This is a genomic window from Pseudomonas mangrovi (assembly GCF_003052585.1).
Taxonomy (GTDB): Bacteria; Pseudomonadota; Gammaproteobacteria; order Pseudomonadales; family Pseudomonadaceae; genus Aquipseudomonas; species Aquipseudomonas mangrovi.
Window position 1 is genome coordinate 1 of record NZ_QASN01000002.1, and the last position, 16,007, is coordinate 16,007.

Annotated in this window: 21 protein-coding genes; 18 read left to right on the top strand and 3 right to left on the bottom strand. The window is 57.9% G+C overall.

What is annotated here, in order from left to right:
- The first annotated feature begins 66 nt into the window (after window positions 1–66).
- The 14 genes from DBO85_RS00055 (at window position 67) to DBO85_RS00105 (ending at window position 8,621) form a co-directional block, all read left to right on the top strand.
- Window positions 67–609, top strand: coding sequence for a hypothetical protein (locus DBO85_RS00055; RefSeq protein WP_108104041.1), 543 nt, complete (start codon window positions 67–69; stop codon window positions 607–609).
- Between the two features lie 88 nt (window positions 610–697).
- Window positions 698–961: a DUF7660 family protein gene (locus tag DBO85_RS00060; RefSeq protein ID WP_199286977.1), complete on the top strand. Its 264-nt coding sequence runs from the start codon at window positions 698–700 to the stop codon at window positions 959–961.
- Between the two features lie 125 nt (window positions 962–1,086).
- Complete coding sequence (locus DBO85_RS00065; protein WP_108104043.1) at window positions 1,087–1,407, top strand: DUF7677 family protein; 321 nt, start codon at window positions 1,087–1,089, stop codon at window positions 1,405–1,407.
- Between the two features lie 85 nt (window positions 1,408–1,492).
- Window positions 1,493–1,849 carry a hypothetical protein gene (locus DBO85_RS18980; RefSeq protein WP_146168148.1) on the top strand — a complete coding sequence of 119 codons (357 nt, stop codon included), beginning with the start codon at window positions 1,493–1,495 and terminating at the stop codon, window positions 1,847–1,849.
- A 102-nt stretch (window positions 1,850–1,951) separates the two neighbouring features.
- Window positions 1,952–2,377, top strand: coding sequence for a hypothetical protein (locus DBO85_RS18985; RefSeq protein WP_146168149.1), 426 nt, complete (start codon window positions 1,952–1,954; stop codon window positions 2,375–2,377).
- Window positions 2,378–2,783: 406 nt separating this feature from the next.
- Complete coding sequence (locus tag DBO85_RS00070; RefSeq protein WP_158268854.1) at window positions 2,784–3,098, top strand: hypothetical protein; 315 nt, start codon at window positions 2,784–2,786, stop codon at window positions 3,096–3,098.
- A gap of 494 nt (window positions 3,099–3,592) precedes the next feature.
- Window positions 3,593–3,931, top strand: coding sequence for a hypothetical protein (locus tag DBO85_RS00075; RefSeq protein ID WP_108104047.1), 339 nt, complete (start codon window positions 3,593–3,595; stop codon window positions 3,929–3,931).
- Window positions 3,932–4,030: 99 nt separating this feature from the next.
- A complete protein-coding gene (locus DBO85_RS18990; protein ID WP_146168150.1) occupies window positions 4,031–4,477 on the top strand; it encodes a hypothetical protein in 447 nt (148 codons plus the stop codon).
- A gap of 86 nt (window positions 4,478–4,563) precedes the next feature.
- Window positions 4,564–4,968 (top strand): DUF4279 domain-containing protein, encoded by a 405-nt coding sequence (locus DBO85_RS00080; RefSeq protein ID WP_108104049.1) that lies wholly within the window; start codon window positions 4,564–4,566, stop codon window positions 4,966–4,968.
- Window positions 4,969–5,074: 106 nt separating this feature from the next.
- Window positions 5,075–5,536 carry a hypothetical protein gene (locus tag DBO85_RS18995; RefSeq protein WP_146168151.1) on the top strand — a complete coding sequence of 154 codons (462 nt, stop codon included), beginning with the start codon at window positions 5,075–5,077 and terminating at the stop codon, window positions 5,534–5,536.
- Between the two features lie 287 nt (window positions 5,537–5,823).
- Window positions 5,824–6,342: a hypothetical protein gene (locus DBO85_RS00090; RefSeq protein WP_108104054.1), complete on the top strand. Its 519-nt coding sequence runs from the start codon at window positions 5,824–5,826 to the stop codon at window positions 6,340–6,342.
- Window positions 6,343–6,629: 287 nt separating this feature from the next.
- Window positions 6,630–7,067, top strand: coding sequence for a hypothetical protein (locus tag DBO85_RS00095; RefSeq protein ID WP_108104056.1), 438 nt, complete (start codon window positions 6,630–6,632; stop codon window positions 7,065–7,067).
- 47 nt (window positions 7,068–7,114) lie between these two features.
- Window positions 7,115–7,666, top strand: coding sequence for a DUF4256 domain-containing protein (locus DBO85_RS00100; protein WP_108104058.1), 552 nt, complete (start codon window positions 7,115–7,117; stop codon window positions 7,664–7,666).
- Between the two features lie 205 nt (window positions 7,667–7,871).
- Complete coding sequence (locus DBO85_RS00105) at window positions 7,872–8,621, top strand: hypothetical protein (protein WP_108104060.1); 750 nt, start codon at window positions 7,872–7,874, stop codon at window positions 8,619–8,621.
- Window positions 8,622–8,737: 116 nt separating this feature from the next.
- On the opposite strand, the gene DBO85_RS00110 is transcribed toward DBO85_RS00105, so the two are convergent.
- Entirely contained in the window at window positions 8,738–9,598 is an 861-nt protein-coding gene (locus DBO85_RS00110; RefSeq protein WP_108104062.1) for a PA4780 family RIO1-like protein kinase, read from the bottom strand.
- 250 nt (window positions 9,599–9,848) lie between these two features.
- Between DBO85_RS00110 and DBO85_RS00115 the strand changes: the two genes are divergently transcribed.
- The 4 genes from DBO85_RS00115 (at window position 9,849) to DBO85_RS00130 (ending at window position 11,929) form a co-directional block, all read left to right on the top strand.
- A complete protein-coding gene (locus DBO85_RS00115; protein WP_146168152.1) occupies window positions 9,849–10,277 on the top strand; it encodes a hypothetical protein in 429 nt (142 codons plus the stop codon).
- 77 nt (window positions 10,278–10,354) lie between these two features.
- Window positions 10,355–10,729, top strand: coding sequence for a hypothetical protein (locus tag DBO85_RS00120; RefSeq protein ID WP_146168153.1), 375 nt, complete (start codon window positions 10,355–10,357; stop codon window positions 10,727–10,729).
- Window positions 10,730–10,774: 45 nt separating this feature from the next.
- Window positions 10,775–11,170, top strand: a complete 396-nt coding sequence (locus DBO85_RS00125) for a hypothetical protein (protein ID WP_108104068.1) — start codon at window positions 10,775–10,777, stop codon at window positions 11,168–11,170.
- Window positions 11,171–11,251: 81 nt separating this feature from the next.
- A complete protein-coding gene (locus DBO85_RS00130) occupies window positions 11,252–11,929 on the top strand; it encodes a DUF4197 domain-containing protein (RefSeq protein WP_108104070.1) in 678 nt (225 codons plus the stop codon).
- A 28-nt stretch (window positions 11,930–11,957) separates the two neighbouring features.
- Here the strand turns inward: DBO85_RS00130 and DBO85_RS00135 are convergent, their stop codons facing one another.
- Both DBO85_RS00135 and DBO85_RS00140 read right to left on the bottom strand, forming a co-directional pair.
- Complete coding sequence (locus DBO85_RS00135) at window positions 11,958–12,767, bottom strand: TlpA family protein disulfide reductase (RefSeq protein WP_108104072.1); 810 nt, start codon at window positions 12,765–12,767, stop codon at window positions 11,958–11,960.
- A gap of 159 nt (window positions 12,768–12,926) precedes the next feature.
- On the bottom strand, window positions 12,927–16,007 hold the full coding sequence (locus DBO85_RS00140) for an efflux RND transporter permease subunit (RefSeq protein ID WP_108104074.1): 3,081 nt from the start codon (window positions 16,005–16,007) through the stop codon (window positions 12,927–12,929).

Here is a 16,007-nt window from a genome sequence, read left to right on the forward strand (position 1 = left end):
TTCGCTTCGCTCACTGGGACGGGCTAAAGCCCGCCCCTTAACCAAACGTTAGGCGGCTTGATCACCATGCCCGATATCTTCGACAACCTGCAATTCCTCAAATCATCGGATCTTCGAATCGAGGAGTTATCCCTATGCGGCGTTCCATACGGATGCGATGCGAAAAGCTTTCCAATCGACAAAGTCTGCGAAGTTTCACTCGCGCCTATCGTGAAGAGTTCATCCTGGTCGAGGGAGTTAGGTGCTAGCTATCAGGACGCTAGCGGACGAGATTTGCCGCTTCCAGATGTGATCGCGAACGCCACTGAACACAGCGGCGTTCTGCACTTTCCTGAGAAGGTCAGCTTTGGGTTCGAGAATGGGCGCGTCCGTAGTTTCGCCCTCTATGGGACATCACTTAGCCTATTCGGCTACATCAAAAGCTACGCACAGTTTCTCCAAGAGTTCGGTGCATCCGATGCATCGGCACCCAAGGAGGCATTCGGAGACCTGATGGGCTATGAACACTACTACAAGAAGTGCCAGAAGTTCGTGGAGTGGGACGAGATGGGAAAGAAGATCGTAGTCATCAACTTTGGGGTAGTTCGCCGCGATCTAGGCGCTGCCTAACAAGTGGTTCAAATCGTTCGCTTCGCTCACTGGGACGGGCTAAAGCCCGCCCCTTAACCAAACGTTAGAGCCACGGAAGGAATACCGCGTGAACGACAAAGCTTCAGAGATTGCGCCGACCATCCAAACGCGTGAAGATTTTCAGCAATTTCTAGCTCTTCTTGCTGAAGACTATAGGGCTAATGGTCAAGAATGGGAGAACGCAGATATTGGCTCATTCCTAGAGGCGCTCAGCATTTATAGTAAAGACATCGACGGATACTACAAAAATACAAACCAGCAAGTGGATGCATCAGCGCCCAGTTGGAGAGTCTTTGCCGAAATGCTTTGTGGGGCACGCGTTTATGAATAGCCTTAACAATTACTGCGGTGCCGCTGCTCTAACTACTGGTTCAAATCGCTCGCTTCGCTCACTGGGACGGGCTAAAGCCCGCCCCTTAACCAAACGTTATAACCCAAGCCGGAATGGTTCCAGAGATGAAACTAAGCAATGATTTCAGTGGGGCACTACGAACGTTTGCATACTTCATGGCAAGCGGAAGCCACTATATGCTTGAGGATGTAGAGTACTTAGACCTGTACGGCGCAGAGCCAAGCGTAATTGAAATGGTATTTGCAATATTCGCAAACGTCATTGAACTGGACAATGAAGGCAAAGTTCAAAACTACACGCATGCTCAAAAAAGAGCCACTGACTACCTTAGATCTTACTGCGACCCATCTTTTAAAGTAATACCGCCCCTTGAGGATTGGGAGATGGAACTCTATGGGCCACCAGGCAAGAGAGACCGAGTTTAGGGTTATAACAATAAGTTCAAGTCGCTCACTTCGTTCGCTGGGACGGGCTAAAGCCCGCCCCTTAACTTAACGTTAGGGCTCACACATGAGCAAGCGCCAGTCCAAACAGAAGCAAAGGCAAGTAGGCCACATATCTCTGGAAGAGGCTGCTTGCTCTGAAGCTAAATCTATTGCGGCGAGACCTTTCGTGCTGACAGTCGAAAGTCATTTTGCTGGTTATTTCAACGAGCTCGGCATAACTATCACAGTAAACGACACAGCACTTAGCAGTGACATAATCAAGCTCAGAAACGAACTGCAAGAAAAATTAGAGATATTGCTTCCCTCTGGTACTGCACCATTTAGCTGGCAAGTAATATTCATGCGCACCAACAAAATTATTGAAACTCTCTTCCCAGGCGATGCCCGCAGAGAAGAGACAGATGAGCTAAAAGCGGTTTAGCGTGCAATGCTGAACCCTAACTACTGGTTCAAGTCGTTCGCTCCGCTCACTCGGGACCGGCTAAAGCCGGCCCCTTAACCAAACGTTATGGTGCGCCATAAAATGTTTATTGCCTCAATGCTTGGAAAATCCTTTGACTCTCTTGGCTTCGCTGCACTCTCTTACAGAGAGGAGTATCGGGATTGGCTCTCAGGCGAAGGTGAATCACCAGATTGGGCCATAGAGCTAAACGATTGCTCGCTTCAGTTTCTTCTAACTCAGGAGCGCAAAGTAAAGACGGTATTTGTTTTAGAAAAGTGCAAAATTGAAGAACTACTTTCAGCCTCAATAAACTGTACACTTTCTCAGCTCCAACAAAAGCTTGGCCCACCTTCACGAGAAGGCAGCGAGATAGAAATTCCAATCCTCGGCAAACAGGGCGCTTGGGTTTCTTACGAAAAACCGACTCATGTACTACATGTTCAATTCGAGCCCGGCGGGGAGAAAATAAAAATGGTAACACTCATGAGCCCGGACTATGCACCATAACCACTCGCTCCACCGGACGCCCAAAGCGCTGCGCGCGGCGCCGGTGAGCTCAACGTTATACGCTGGTGACACATGGAAGAAATCCTCAGCTTTGCAGCACGACTCCTTGGCTACTTCGTAACAGAAATTCTGCTTAGCACATTCTTCTACGCTATAGGTTGGCCCTTTGTAAAAATAGCCACACTCGGAAAATACCCCAAGAACGAGTGGTTGAGCGGCTCCAGAAACGAAACCTATGTATGCTGCATTGGAATTATCGTATTTGCATTTTCACTAATGGCCATTCTTGGCCAGTTCAGCGCATAACAATGCGCTCAACTGCCGCTCACTTCGTTCGCTGGACAGCCAAAAGCTACGCTTTTGTCTGCCCGTTAGCTTAATCGTTATGTTTCAGTCGGGATCATCCATGCATAAAATTCAAGAACTTAAAATTTTATCTTCACTGATAAAGCAAAAAGACATGAAGCCCGCAAGCAAAACTAAGCGACTTGCTATCAATCTTATAAGCTGGTTAGTAGTCGGGCTTATAGCAAGCCTCAGCTACAACTATTTCGGAAGACCTGAAATTCCTGACCTAGTCATATTTTTTGGAGCACTAGCCATGGGCGTCTTCATTGGCGTAATTTCAATGTGTGACGTATCCAGAAATCAGTGGCCAGCAATAAAACCTCACATAAATTTCAAGAGCATTGAGGAGCGAGTCCGTGAGCTTGAAACATAACAAGGCGCTCAAGTCGTTCGCTCCGCTCACTGGGACAGGCTAAAGCCTGCCCCTTAGCTTAGTCGTTAGGCCTCAACCATGAATCTCCCAGTTCCTACTTCCATATACGCAGCCGACGTTTGTCGTGATGGTGGAACCTATGTGCTTGTATTCCAAGATTTTCACAACAAGCAATATGAGCTTGAGCTACCCGTATTAATCGAAAGCGAGTCCCGCATTGGCTATAGCTCACCATCCGTTAAATCTTACGAATCAAAGGCTGTGTGTTCACTTGACTGGACGGAGGCGGAGGCAATAGCCCGTTTGCTTATGCCTCTTATTGCAGAGCCAATTGAATGGGGCGGGGTTAAGCGAGCAGAAGAATGCATACGCCTACTGACGCTGAAGGGACGCCTTGCATGAAGCCTAACAACTGGTTCAAATCGTTCGCTCCGCTTACTGGGACGGGCTAAAGCCCGCCCCTTAACCAAACGTTAGCCGCCAAGGAAAGGCACATGCGCCGATTCAAAGTATTTAGTGGGCCAACATTAATTGGCTGGTCGGACCTAGAGGCCGGCGACCCGCCAATGGGCGTGGTATTTGGCCAATTGCTACCTACAGACGCATACGCCGATTTTCAGGGCTCGTCGATTGAGAGCCAACGCCATAAGTCACTTTCTATCACTACTGCTGAAAATACGCCTGTTGAGGCAAGCGGAGGCATTCACATCGAAGACTTGTCATCCGAGCTAGGTGAGCAAGCCATCGAAATAACAGCGTTCGGCATAGAGAGCACCACATATGAAAGTCTATTTCCAGAGCACGTATTGGCTTATAAAAGGCAGTTCCAGTGATGTCGGCTAACAATACGCTCAACTGTCGCTCACTTCGTTCGCTGGACAGCCAAAAGCTGCGCTTTTGTCTGCCCGTTAGCTTAATCGCTAGGTTCCATCATGTGCTACATGGCCATAGTAAGTACAACATCCGAAGCTGACCTAACGGCGCTAAATACGCCCCTAGTTCAGTTCTCAAGGAACGTAAACGCCATACCAGAAGCGCCCCTCCTGCGTCACCCAAATAAATGGTTTCTTGGCTCAAAAGACGGTTGCAGTTGTGCATTCAGGCATCTTGATCAAAATGCTACAGATCTTGGTTTCTCAGAGCCCGTGGACTGGTGGGAAGAAGACCAAGAAGATATAGATGCAACGCTTCAAGTAGTAGAAGCATTTCATGCGATATTGCGCGGCGGCCATAAACTTGACTGCATAGATGCTTGGGCCAACGATAGCAAGGAACCCAAAAATCTTGCAGGTGATCTTGTGGTTGACCTAAATAAAGTTGGCGCCAAGCGTTTCCGCTTTTTTGAGGGCTATCGCTTTGAACTTGAAGCCAGAATCTAACTAGTGGTTCAAGCCGCTCGCTTCGCTCACCCGGAACCGGCTAAAGCCGGCTCCTTAACCAAACGTTAGCGCTTAAGGTTGTAGGCATGCTTAGCAAAGGCGAGGTCTATTTCGGCTTGTTTGGAAACGGCTTTGAACCAGATGCCGTTACGAAAATTATTGGCGTTGAGCCAACATCCGTTGATCGAGAAAGTATTCCTCGACCAAGGCAATCCGCGTGGTGCTTTTCCTCAGGCAGGGTTGAGCGCGAAGTGATTGACGTGTATGAGTTGGCCGCATCCGTTACTTCCACGCTGACGCCTTTCGTCGCAAAGATCAACGAAGCAAAAATTCAGTTCAATCTCGAAGCATTTTTTGCAGTAGTTTTGTGGATAAGCACTGAAGAAGGAGATTCAACCCCAGCAATAGGGTTTGATACTCAGGTGGTCACATTCCTATCGGAAGTTGGAGCATCAATAGATGTTGATACCTACCTCCTATCTCCGCGCTAACAATTCCGTCGAGAGGGACCACCAACAAGCTGCGCTTGTGGATTCCCTTCGCGGCTTCGCCGCCACGGCGCCCCAAACGTTAGGCTCTACGAGGAAGAAATAAAAAATGGACTTAACTGAAAGAATGAATGACTTCAGATTGGCAAGCCGAGGTCTTTATAACCAGTATTTTTATAGCCGTGATCGCGAACAGGCTATTGAAGCCGAAGAGAGGCACTCAAATATTCTTGAACACCTATTTGAGTATATGGTTCTTCAACCAGAGAACATTCGCGGAACCGAGTATTTCGAAGTCAATTACCAAATAATTGTATCCTTTAAGCCACGAACATCTGGACACTATGTTATTGAGGTAGAAGCTACATCGGGAAACTGGTCTCTTGAGAGAATACCGTGCTCTAAAGGTTCGCCCAAGATGCACTTTCAATACTACTTCGACTGGGATGAGCTTGGCATTAAGGATAATAAATATGTCAAAGGCACCTTATTTTCCTGTGCCGGTGCGGAGCATCTTGTAGGTAAGGAATGTCATTTCGAGACTTCTGATGTTGTATTCCACAAAGCCTAACAATGTATATGCGCCCACAAGCAGTGAGGAATAGCTATTTTGATCCTGTCGTCAGCGCGGTTGCATCCTTATATCCGGCCTTTCGGTGGACTGCTTGCCCTGGCCATTCTGTAGTTCGCACAGCGGGGGCCAAGCGCTTGAGATAACCGCAGCGGAGAGCCAGACGAACTGCAACACTGAAACCTAACGGAATTTATGTCATTGACATAAATTAGAGCAGGTTTATTTGCTCACCCAACCCAACAGAACGCTTCGGCGCAACTTCATCTTCTTGCCAGGGTCCAACCATGTTCCTACTGAATATTACCGCACTATTTGTCCGCATTTTCGGAATCTACATGCTCTTGCTGACATTTCTCCAGCAAAGAGGAATTTATTCGTCCCTGGGCGCCATCATTGAAGACCCCTCATTATTGAACCTAGCGACTCCCGCCATGGCAATCACTGGCTTCCTGGCGCTCATAATGATTGTATTCCCCGTATCTATTGCCCGAATGCTGCTTCCTAGAACATCGTCAGAATCGCCCAGCCTGAGCAGCGGAGCACACGCAATAGAAGTATGCGCATTTACGGTTCTGGGGGTTTATATTCTCAGCAGAACCCTGCCAGACCTTCTCCACAACCTGATATATCTGATTATCTCAGCGAAACATCCATCGCTTTTCGGCGAAGCTGATCGTGCCGACTTCTATGTCGCTACCGGCGTTACATTATTCGAAATCGCTATTGGCACTTACGTAGCATTGGGCGCAAAAAAACTGTCCACCCTGTTAAATACTCTGCGCACCTATGGGCATAAGAAATAGCACGCACACCGGGACATACGAAAACCGTTGAGAGCGGACTTAATGAATGGATGGACACGAGAAAATCACTCCGACCCCAATGACGTGGCCCTGCAGATCGAGCTGGAAGGGCGCCTGCCGTGGCAGCGCGTACGCCCTTCCGACGGCCCACACGCCGCCAAGGATTGAGGACGCCGCAAACGCCTCAGTGACAAGAAAATAAATGGGGACAGATTTATTTAGAATCCAGCTCTCCCACCAGAAATAGGTCTGGGAGCCGCGTACTAGATCCGCAGCAAGAGGACAATATGGAAAGCAATCCTTATCAGGCACCCCGTTCGGAAGTCACTGACGGAGCCTTATTCAGGCGCTCCATCGGCTGGAAGATCTACTTTTTCTGCATCACCGGCATTTCTGCGCTGGCGATGCTGGGACTGTTCTTCACTCCAGATGCCGGGGCCAGCGAAGTAGCCAGTCTGGCTTTCTGGCTGGTAGCGACCGTCGGCCTGTTCGGCTTCGCCTTCGACAAGCCGATTGCCACCCCGCGTTTCTGGCTCATCGTGCTGATCGTCTACGGTGGCTTCTCCGTGACCTACTACTTCCTCACCGATATCGACTTGCGCGCCGGTCTGACCGACGCCCAGTTCTATATCAGCAACGCGATCAGCTGGGCGATTGCACTCCCCGGCTACTACGCGCTCTACGCCTTCAGCAGGCCCTACGATCCGGTATGGAAGAAGCACTGAGCGGCCAGCACAAACAACCTGATCCCCCTTGCCGGCGGAGTTGAGCAATGACAACGCAAGACGATTTGCTTGAGCTACTGAAGAAGCGCTTCGAGGGCAACAGCCAGCGCCATCCGGGCCTTGACTGGGCCGGGGTGCTCAGCCGACTGGAGCAGCATCCGACGGCACTGGAGTCGCTTCGCCAAATGGAGCAAAGCGGTGGCGAACCGGACGTGGTCGTGCTTGCCGACGATGCCGGTGCGCATCGCGACTCCATCACCTTCTGCGACTGCTCGACGGAAACCCCCACCGGCCGCAGAAGCCTGTGCTACGACCGCGCGGCGCTGGACTCGCGCAAGGAACACAAGCCGCAGAGCAGCGCGGTCGAGAAGGCCGGGGAGATGGGCATCGAGTTGCTGAGCGAGGAGCAGTACCGCCAGCTGCAGGCGCTGGGCGAGTTTGACCTCAAGACATCCAGCTGGATCAGCACGCCTGCCGCGATTCGCGCACTGGGCGGCGCGCTGTTCGGCGATCGCCGCTACGGACGCGTGTTCACCTACCACAACGGTGCGCAGTCGTATTACGCGGCCAGAGGTTTCCGCGGTCTGCTGCGTGTGTGAACCGGGCACAAATGCCAATGGCGCGAGGATCGCAGCCGGCAGCTGTCCGCGACGGTGGGCTGGATCGCGGCAGTCAGTTACGAGCTTGGGAACACCAACACGGCGCGTAGCAGCCGAAGCCACGACAATCGATAGGCAGACACACGAATCAGACCGATGCCGCTTCCGCTGCAGCTCGTCTCCCCCTTGGCAAGGACGCTCGCAAATGCACATTTCCACACGGCTGAGTCTGCTGGCTGCGCTACCGCTGACACTGGTTTTTTCCGGCCCCTGCGCGCATGCCGCTGTTGAAGGGCCGTTCGGCGGGGGGACGCCGCAAGTGATGCAGCAGTTGGGGGCCTGGCTGGATGAGTTGCCCGACGGGTTCCCATGCCGAGGCCGCCACTACGATGCGCGGCACGAGCTGCCGGGAAAACTTGAGGCGCTGCGCGGCAATCTTTTTTCTCTGAAGAACGAGCTGCCCATGACGATCTTCTGGCTCGAAGGGGCCGCAGAGGACAAGGAGGCGGTGGCGATTGCCTACGAGTCCACCGATCATCATCTCGCCAACGTACATGCCAGCCTGACCGACCTGGTTGCCCTGATCGAGCGCACGCCCTGCTCTGCGCCCAGCGCCGCCACGGCCACACTGGGCGAGGTGCTGGAGGCGCAGAACCAAGCCAAAGCCCAGCGCGCATCGGCGACCCTAGCCGACGCTCAGGCGGGTATACGGCAGGTGAAGCAGCTGGAGACCCTGCTGATCCGTCTCGAGGAACAGCTCTCCCAGGTCACCGATAGCGCTTACCAGATCAGCATGCAGGCCTTTCAGGACACCGAGATCAAGGAACCAGTGCCGCCGACTACCTTTGACCGGCTCGGCCCGTACTGGGCCGCCAGGAGGGCGGTACGTATTGGCTCGGCGGCAAGCAAAGCCTGGCTAGTGGAGAATTCCGCCACACTGCTAACGACGAACTAGGCGCTCAGCGTGGGGAACTGCCGGTGGTGCACAGGACCACCGGCGCACAGATGGGCTCTGAGTCGAGTGCCTCGGACGGGACTGCTCGAATGCCCTGCAGGCCAGCCACCCGGCACTTAACTGTCCGGCTCGTCCTCTGCCGCCAGCCGGGCCTTGCGCATTTCCTCGTCCGCCAGCACCGCCTTGATCTCTTCCATGACCGCGTCGATATCGGCGGCATCTTCGGACTCGGCGAATTCCCCGGTCAGCACGCTGTCGGGGGTGAGCTTGCCGGCGGTGTAGAGCGCCCACATCTCCTTGGCGTACTTGGTGAACCTGAGTTCGGGGGCGAACTGGCCGAAGTACTCGGCCATATTGCGCACGTCGCGCTCGAGCATGCTGAAGGCGTGGTTGTTGGCGGCGGCGTCCACCGCCTGCGGCAGGTCGATGATCACCGGCCCGTGCGGACCGAGCAGGACGTTGAATTCGGAGAGGTCGCCATGCACCAGGCCGGCGCAGAGCATCTTGACGATCTCCTGGATCATGAAGGCGTGGAACTCGCGGGCGTCCTCGGGCAGCAGGTCGACGTCGTTCAGGCGCGGCGCAACGTCACCCTCGCCATCGGTGACCAGTTCCATCAACAGCACGCCGTCGAGGAAGTCGTAGGGCGTGGGCACACGGACGCCGGCATTCGCCAGACGAAACAGCGCAGCGACCTCGGCGTTCTGCCAGTTCTGCTCCTGCTCCTTGCGGCCGTACTTGGTGCCCTTGGCCATCGCCCGCGCCTGGCGACTGCCGCGCACCTTGCGCCCTTCCTGATACTCCGCCGCCTGCCTGAAGCTGCGTTTGTCGGCCTCCTTGTAGACCTTGGCGCAGCGCAGCTCATTGCCACAGCGCACCACATAGACCGCTGCCTCCTTGCCGCTCATCAGCGGACGCAGCACCTCATCCACCAGGCCGTCTTCGACCAGGGGTTCAATACGTTTGGGCGTCTTCATCGGTACTAGTCAAGGGTCCTTTTTTGCCAGGGAGGAGGATAGCGGCGTCATCGTCTCACAGCAGGGCGCGGATGCCGACCTTCCCATGCTTGATAGTTCACCGGCAATCGCACGGCCAGCCAAACTGCTGGCGAACCTGCACATGAGGTGTGCGATTGTTTGACCGACCGCGCAGCAGCTGCAGCGGCTTGGCGACTATTGTGGCAATGCCCGTTCGGGCAGTCGCAGACCACCCTCAGGGAACGAGAAGATGAGGCTATTGAAGATTCTGCTGGTCGTCGGAGTCGCCGCCGTCGGCTACAAGCAGTGGAGCCAGTACCAGCACAACCGCGAGCTAGCCGCGCTGGCGCAGCAGAGCCCCGGCGGCTTCATTCCCGTGAGCATGCCCAGCCAGGCACCCTCCGGACACGTGTACATCCTTGCGCCGCTGAACTGTCCTTCGGTGGAAGCCAGACGTGCCGATGAACTGGCCGCGCGACTCCATCAACTCGGCATACCGGTGAAACGCGGCAGCGGCTATTCGCTGCAGTTCGGCGAGCCGACCGAGCAGGCCATTGCTGACGCGAAGCGCGCAAGCCACATCCTCGAAGGGCCGGTGCCGGCGGTGTTCGTCAACGGCATGGGCAAGTCGAATCCGACGCTCGAGGACGTACTGGCCGAGTACCGGCGAGCTCAATGAGTCGCTGCCTCGGACTCCTGGTGAGTCTGACTCTGGCTGGCGCCGGATTGGCGACCAGCGAAGCGCAGGAGCAGCAAATGCTATCCCGAAAGTCACTGCAGCAACTCAAGCAGACCATTCTGGCCAGCGGCCATCGCTGCACCTTCTCCAACATGTACAACCACAATCCCTGCCTGCGCGCCGGGGGCCTGGATCTCTACCTGATCCCCGACCGCGGCCCGGACGGCCATCCGCAATGGAACCTGAACGCCGATCCGGCCAAGGGCGACTTCCATCAGTTGCTGGTGGTCCCTCTGGATGCCGAGCGCAGCCGCGCGCAGGTCAGCTTCTTCGACGACAACGACCTGCAGTTCGAGCCGCCCGACGATCCGGCCGCCCCCGCGCTGGTGGCCGAGGCTCTGCGTGCAGTGCTGGGCGGCGGCCCCCTCGGCCGGCCGACCGGACTGCCCTGACCACCCGACTGGCCGCAGGCCAACGACTTTCAAGAGGAGAACCGCATGGAAAATCCAGGCATATCGCAGCAGCAGATCGCCCGTTTCTTCGACGACTTCGTGGCGGCTTTCGCCTCCTTCGACGGCACGCGCATCGCCGAGCGCTATCTCTCGCCGTACCTCGCACAGCACGTGGAGGGCGGCGAGGTCTTCGCCAGCCACGGCGAGACATCCGCGTACTTCCAGAAGGTGCTCGACGACTACCACGGCCGTGGCTGTCGTTCCTGCCGCTATGACGATCTGCGCGTCGTATCACTGGGCAGCCGTTGCGCACTGGCCAGCGTCAGCTGGGAGCTGCTGGATGGACAGCAACGCTCGCTCGGCGGCTGGCGCGAGTCCTACAACCTGGCGCTGGCAGATGATCGCCTGATGATCTTCGCCTCGACCGATCATTCGGACTGAGCGCAGGCGGCTGCGGCGCACGGGCATTTCCCCGGCCGCTCCGCTAAGCTCCCCCGACCACTCTGCCAGAAGGACGCTCCCATGCTTCGCCTGACCACCCTCTTCGCCGGCCTGCTGCTGTGCAGCAATGCCCTCGCCCTGTCGCTCTCCGACCTGAGCCAGAACGATGCCAGCGGCGGCCTCAAGGACGCCCTCAGCCAGAGCGCGAAAGTCGCCGTACAGCAGCTCGGCAGACCCGGTGGATTCGCCAACAACCCGGATGTTCGCATCGAGCTGCCGGGCAATCTCGGCAAGGCGGCGCGGACCATGCGCCGCATCGGCATGGGTGGCCAGGTGGATCAGCTGGAAACGAGCATGAACCGCGCCGCCGAAGCAGCCGTGCCGGAGGCCCAGGCGCTGCTGCTCGACGCGGTGAAAAAGATGACCGTGCAGGACGCCAAGGGCATCCTCTCCGGCGGCGATGATGCCGCCACCCAGTACCTCAACCGCACCAGCCGCGAGCAGATCCGCGCGCGCTTCCTGCCGATCGTCAAGCGTGCCACCGATCAGGTCGGGCTGGCGCAGCAGTACAACAGCTTCGCCGGCCAGGCCGCGAGCCTGGGCGCAGTCGATGCGAAGAGCGCCAACATCGAAAGCTACGTGACCGAGAAGGCCCTCGACGGCCTGTTCGAGATGATCGCCCAGCAGGAAGGCAACATTCGCAAGGACCCGGCCAGCGCCGCGACCGGCCTGGCGAAGAAGGTCTTCGGTCTGCTCTGAAGCAGGGTCCTGCTGACCGGCCGCCGGATCAGGGCGCCGGTCGCAACGACTCCAGCGCGCGGGCCAGGCTGGCCTGCGACAGTTCACCCAGATGACTGCCGACCTGACGTCCCTGGGCGTCGTAGAACAGCGTGGTGGGTAGCGCCCGCGAGCCCACCTGCTGACCGAGCCGACCGCCGCTGTCCAGCAGCAGGTTGTCCAGCTCAAGACCGCTATGCGCCAGGAAGCGGCGGATCTCGGCCTCCCCCTCGCCCTGGTTGACGATCAGAAAGGTCACACTCTTTTCGCGGGCCTGGGCCTTTGCCAGCACCGGCATCTCGCGCCGACACGGCGGACACCAGGTGGCCCACAGATTGATCACCAGCGGCTTGCCCAGGTAGTCGTGCAGCTGGACCGGCTGCCCGTCCATGTCACGCAACGCCAGCTCCGGCAGGCGCGTGCCCTGCTCCAGCGAGCGCAGCACCAGCTGACCGCCACCCCAGACCAGTACGCCGACCACCAGCGCGCCCAGCAGCGGCTTGCGCAGCACCCGATCACGCCAGGCCAGCCCCGCGGCAACGAGCAGCGCGGCGAGCAGCCCGGGCCAGATCAGGAAGCCGCCATCGCGCACATCCAACATCTGCCAGGGGGATTGCTCGTACTCATCGAAATAGCGCGCGACAAAGGCAATCCGCGCCACCAGCAGGGCGATCAGCAACAGCAGGAAAAGCACGCCCTCGGGGTTGCGTGCCGAGCGCCGCCCTAGCCACCAGCCGGTCAGCGAGGCCAGTAGCAGACTGCCCAGCAGCAGCGCATGAGAAAGGCTCAGGGCCAGCGGACCAAGATTGAGTGTGAGCATTGGCAGGTTCCGGGAAAATTCCAGCCGCCACCTTAACCGCTGCCACCGGTAGCAGGACAAACCGCAAACCGTTGCGCCAGGTTTCACCCTCCTCCCGGCAGGAAAGGTCCGCCAGACGCGCCGCAACGAAAGAGCCCGGCATCTGCCGGGCTCTTCGACTCAGGTAGCGGGTTCCTCGTGCTCCTGCACCCTGAACCAGGTCGCGTAAAGCGCCGGCAGGAACAGCAGGGTCAGCGCAGTGGCAACGATCAGGCCGCCCATAATGGCGACCGCCATGGGCCCGAAGAAGATGCTGCGCGACAGCGGGATCATCGCCAGCACCGAGGCCAGGGCCGTCAGGGCGATCGGGCGGAAGCGGCGTACCGTGGCCTCGATGATCGCCTGCCAGCGCGAGAGCCCGGCGGCAATGTCCTGCTCGATCTGGTCGATCAGGATCACCGAGTTGCGCATGATCATCCCCGACAGGGCGATGGTGCCGAGCATGGCGACGAAGCCGAACGGCTGGCGGAACACCAGCAGGAACAGGGTCACGCCGATCAGTCCGAGCGGTGCCGTGAGGAACACCATGGCTGCGCGCGACATGCTGCGCAGCTGGATCACCAGCAGGGTAAGCACCACCAGCACGAACAGCGGAATGCCGGCCATCACCGATCGCGAACCGCGGCTGGAATCCTCAACCGTACCGCCAACCTCAAGCAGGTAGCCGTCCGGCAGATTGGCCTGGATCTCCTTGAGCGTCGGCATGATCTGGCGGACCAGCGTGGCCGGCTGTTCCTTGCCCATGACGTCGCCAAGCACGGTGACCGTCGGCAGGCGATTGCGGTGCCAGATCACTCCTTCCTCGAAGCCATACTCCAGCGTTGCCACCTGCGACAGGGAAACGCTTCGACCGCTTGCGGTCGGCACCGCCAGGCTCGGCAGCAGCTCCAGCTGCTGGCGCTCGCGCACGGTGCCGCGCAGGAGGATCTCGATCAGTTCGTTGTCCTCGCGGTAGAGGCTGACGCTGGAGCCCGTCAGCGAACTCTGCAGAAAGCGTGACAGCTCGGCGGAGCTGACGCCCAGCACACGCGCGCGCTCCTGATCGATGTTCAGGTAGACCACCTTGCTTGGCTCTTCCCAGTTCAGGTGAACGTTGGAAACCTTGTCATTGGCGCGTACCTGGCCAGCCACTTCGCGGGCGATCTCGCGGACCTTCTCGACATGCTCGCCGGAGACGCGGAACTGGATCGGGAAGCCCACCGGCGGACCATTCTCCAGCCGCGACACGCGGGTACGGGCGAAGGGGAATTCCTCGGCCATCAGCTCGTTGAGCCAGACGCGGACCTTCTCGCGATCCTCGATGGTCTTGCACAGCACCACGAACTGGGCAAAGCGCGTCGCCGGCAACTGCTGGTCGAGCGGCAGGTAGAAGCGCGGCGATCCGGTGCCGACGTAGGCCACGTAGTTGTCGATGCCCGGATGGCCCTCGAGCAGTTTCTCCAGGCGCTTGACCTGGGTCTCGGTGGACTTGAGCGAAGAGCCTTCGGTGAGCTTGATGTCGACCATCAGCTCCAGACGCCCGGATGCCGGGAAGAACTGCTGCGGCACGAAGCGGAACATGAACACCGCGACGACGAAGATTGCCAGGGTCGCCACCACCACTGTCTTGCGCTGCGCCACGCACCAGCCGATGGTGCGCCGCAGACGCTGGTAGAACGGTGTGGAATACGGGTCATGGCCCTTGTCGCTGCCGCCATGCTTCTTCGCATGCAGCTTGGCCATGTCCGGCAGCAGGCGATCACCCAGGTAGGGCACGAAGACCACCGCGGCGATCCAGGACACCACCAGGGCGATGGTCACCACCTGGAAGATCGAGCGGGTGTACTCGCCGGTGCCGGACTGTGCCGTGGCAATCGGCAGGAAGCCTGCGGCGGTGATCAGGGTGCCGGTGAGCATCGGAAACGCCGTGCTGGTCCAGGCATAGCTGGCTGCCTTGAGACGGTCGTAACCCTGCTCCATCTTGATCGTCATCATCTCGACCGCAATGATTGCGTCGTCCACCAGCAGTCCCAGGGCCAGCACCAGGGCACCAAGCGAAATCTTGTGCAGGCCGATGCCGAAGTAGTTCATCACCGCGAAGGTCATCGCCAGCACCAGCGGGATCGACAGCGCGACCACCAGGCCGGTACGCAGCCCAAGGGAGAAGAAGCACACCAGCAGCACTATCACCAGCGCCTCGATCAGCACCTGGACGAACTCGCCGACACCGACCTTCACCGCCGCTGGCTGGTCGGAGACCTTGCGCAGTTCCATGCCCAGCGGCAGGGTTTCCTGCAGGCGCGAAAACTCGCTCTCCAGCACTTCACCCAGCTTGAGAATGTCGCCACCGGGCTTCATCGCCACCGCGATGCCGATGGCGTCCTGCCCCATGAAGCGCATGCGTGGCGCGGGTGGGTCGTTGAAGCCGCGATGGACCTCGGCGACATCGCCGATGCGGAAGCTGCGATCCCCCACGCGGATCGGGAAGTCGCGAATTTGCTCGACCGTTTCGAATCGGCCGGAGACACGCAGATGCACGCGGTCGGTCGGCATCTCGAAGAAACCGGCGGAGGCCACGGTGTTCTGTTCCTCCAGTGCCTGCTGCACCGCCGCCAGCGGCAGGCCGAGGGTGGCCAGCTTGACGTTCGACAGCTCGATCCAGATCTTCTCGTCCTGCAGACCGAGCAGCTCGACCTTGCCAACGCTCTCGACCCGCTGCAGTTGCAACTGCACGCGGTCGGCGTAGTCCTTCATCACCGCGTAGTCGAAACCCTCGCCGGTGAGCGCGTAGATGTTGCCGAAGGTGGTGCCGAACTCGTCGTTGAAGAACGGCCCGCGCACGCCTGGCGGCAAGGTGTGACGGATATCGCTGACCTTCTTGCGCAACTGGTACCAGAGGTTGGGAATGTCCCGCGAATGCAGGGAATCGCGGGCGAGGAAAGTGACCACCGATTCGCCGGGACGCGAATAGGACATGACGAACTGGAATTCGCCGGTCTCCATGACCTTCTTCTCGATCCGTTCGGTGATCTGCCGTGACACCTCTTCGGCGGTGGCGCCCGGCCAGTCGGTGCGCACCACCATGGCCTTGAAGGTAAAGGGCGGATCTTCGCTCTGGCCGAGCTTGGAGTAGGAAAGAATGCCGATGACCGTCAGCACCAGCATCAGATAGAGGACGACCTGGCGGTTGCGCAGCGCCCAGGCGGAAAGATTGAAGGACAT

Bases quoted from the DNA above. Each gene is read 5' to 3' on its own strand.
- DBO85_RS00055 (WP_108104041.1), top strand. From the start codon at position 67: ATGCCCGATATCTTCGACAACCTGCAATTCCTCAAATCATCGGATCTT.
- DBO85_RS00105 (WP_108104060.1), top strand. From the start codon at position 7,872: ATGCACATTTCCACACGGCTGAGTCTGCTGGCTGCGCTACCGCTGACA.
- DBO85_RS00115 (WP_146168152.1), top strand. From the start codon at position 9,849: ATGAGGCTATTGAAGATTCTGCTGGTCGTCGGAGTCGCCGCCGTCGGC.
- DBO85_RS00140 (WP_108104074.1), bottom strand. From the start codon at position 16,007: ATGTCCTTCAATCTTTCCGCCTGGGCGCTGCGCAACCGCCAGGTCGTC.
- DBO85_RS00090 (WP_108104054.1), top strand. From the start codon at position 5,824: ATGTTCCTACTGAATATTACCGCACTATTTGTCCGCATTTTCGGAATC.
- DBO85_RS00100 (WP_108104058.1), top strand. From the start codon at position 7,115: ATGACAACGCAAGACGATTTGCTTGAGCTACTGAAGAAGCGCTTCGAG.
- DBO85_RS00120 (WP_146168153.1), top strand. From the start codon at position 10,355: ATGCTATCCCGAAAGTCACTGCAGCAACTCAAGCAGACCATTCTGGCC.
- DBO85_RS18990 (WP_146168150.1), top strand. From the start codon at position 4,031: ATGTGCTACATGGCCATAGTAAGTACAACATCCGAAGCTGACCTAACG.
- DBO85_RS00075 (WP_108104047.1), top strand. From the start codon at position 3,593: ATGCGCCGATTCAAAGTATTTAGTGGGCCAACATTAATTGGCTGGTCG.
- DBO85_RS18985 (WP_146168149.1), top strand. From the start codon at position 1,952: ATGTTTATTGCCTCAATGCTTGGAAAATCCTTTGACTCTCTTGGCTTC.
- DBO85_RS00095 (WP_108104056.1), top strand. From the start codon at position 6,630: ATGGAAAGCAATCCTTATCAGGCACCCCGTTCGGAAGTCACTGACGGA.
- DBO85_RS00130 (WP_108104070.1), top strand. From the start codon at position 11,252: ATGCTTCGCCTGACCACCCTCTTCGCCGGCCTGCTGCTGTGCAGCAAT.
- DBO85_RS00110 (WP_108104062.1), bottom strand. From the start codon at position 9,598: ATGAAGACGCCCAAACGTATTGAACCCCTGGTCGAAGACGGCCTGGTG.
- DBO85_RS00125 (WP_108104068.1), top strand. From the start codon at position 10,775: ATGGAAAATCCAGGCATATCGCAGCAGCAGATCGCCCGTTTCTTCGAC.
- DBO85_RS00135 (WP_108104072.1), bottom strand. From the start codon at position 12,767: ATGCTCACACTCAATCTTGGTCCGCTGGCCCTGAGCCTTTCTCATGCG.
- DBO85_RS00080 (WP_108104049.1), top strand. From the start codon at position 4,564: ATGCTTAGCAAAGGCGAGGTCTATTTCGGCTTGTTTGGAAACGGCTTT.
- DBO85_RS00065 (WP_108104043.1), top strand. From the start codon at position 1,087: ATGAAACTAAGCAATGATTTCAGTGGGGCACTACGAACGTTTGCATAC.
- DBO85_RS00070 (WP_158268854.1), top strand. From the start codon at position 2,784: ATGCATAAAATTCAAGAACTTAAAATTTTATCTTCACTGATAAAGCAA.
- DBO85_RS18995 (WP_146168151.1), top strand. From the start codon at position 5,075: ATGGACTTAACTGAAAGAATGAATGACTTCAGATTGGCAAGCCGAGGT.
- DBO85_RS18980 (WP_146168148.1), top strand. From the start codon at position 1,493: ATGAGCAAGCGCCAGTCCAAACAGAAGCAAAGGCAAGTAGGCCACATA.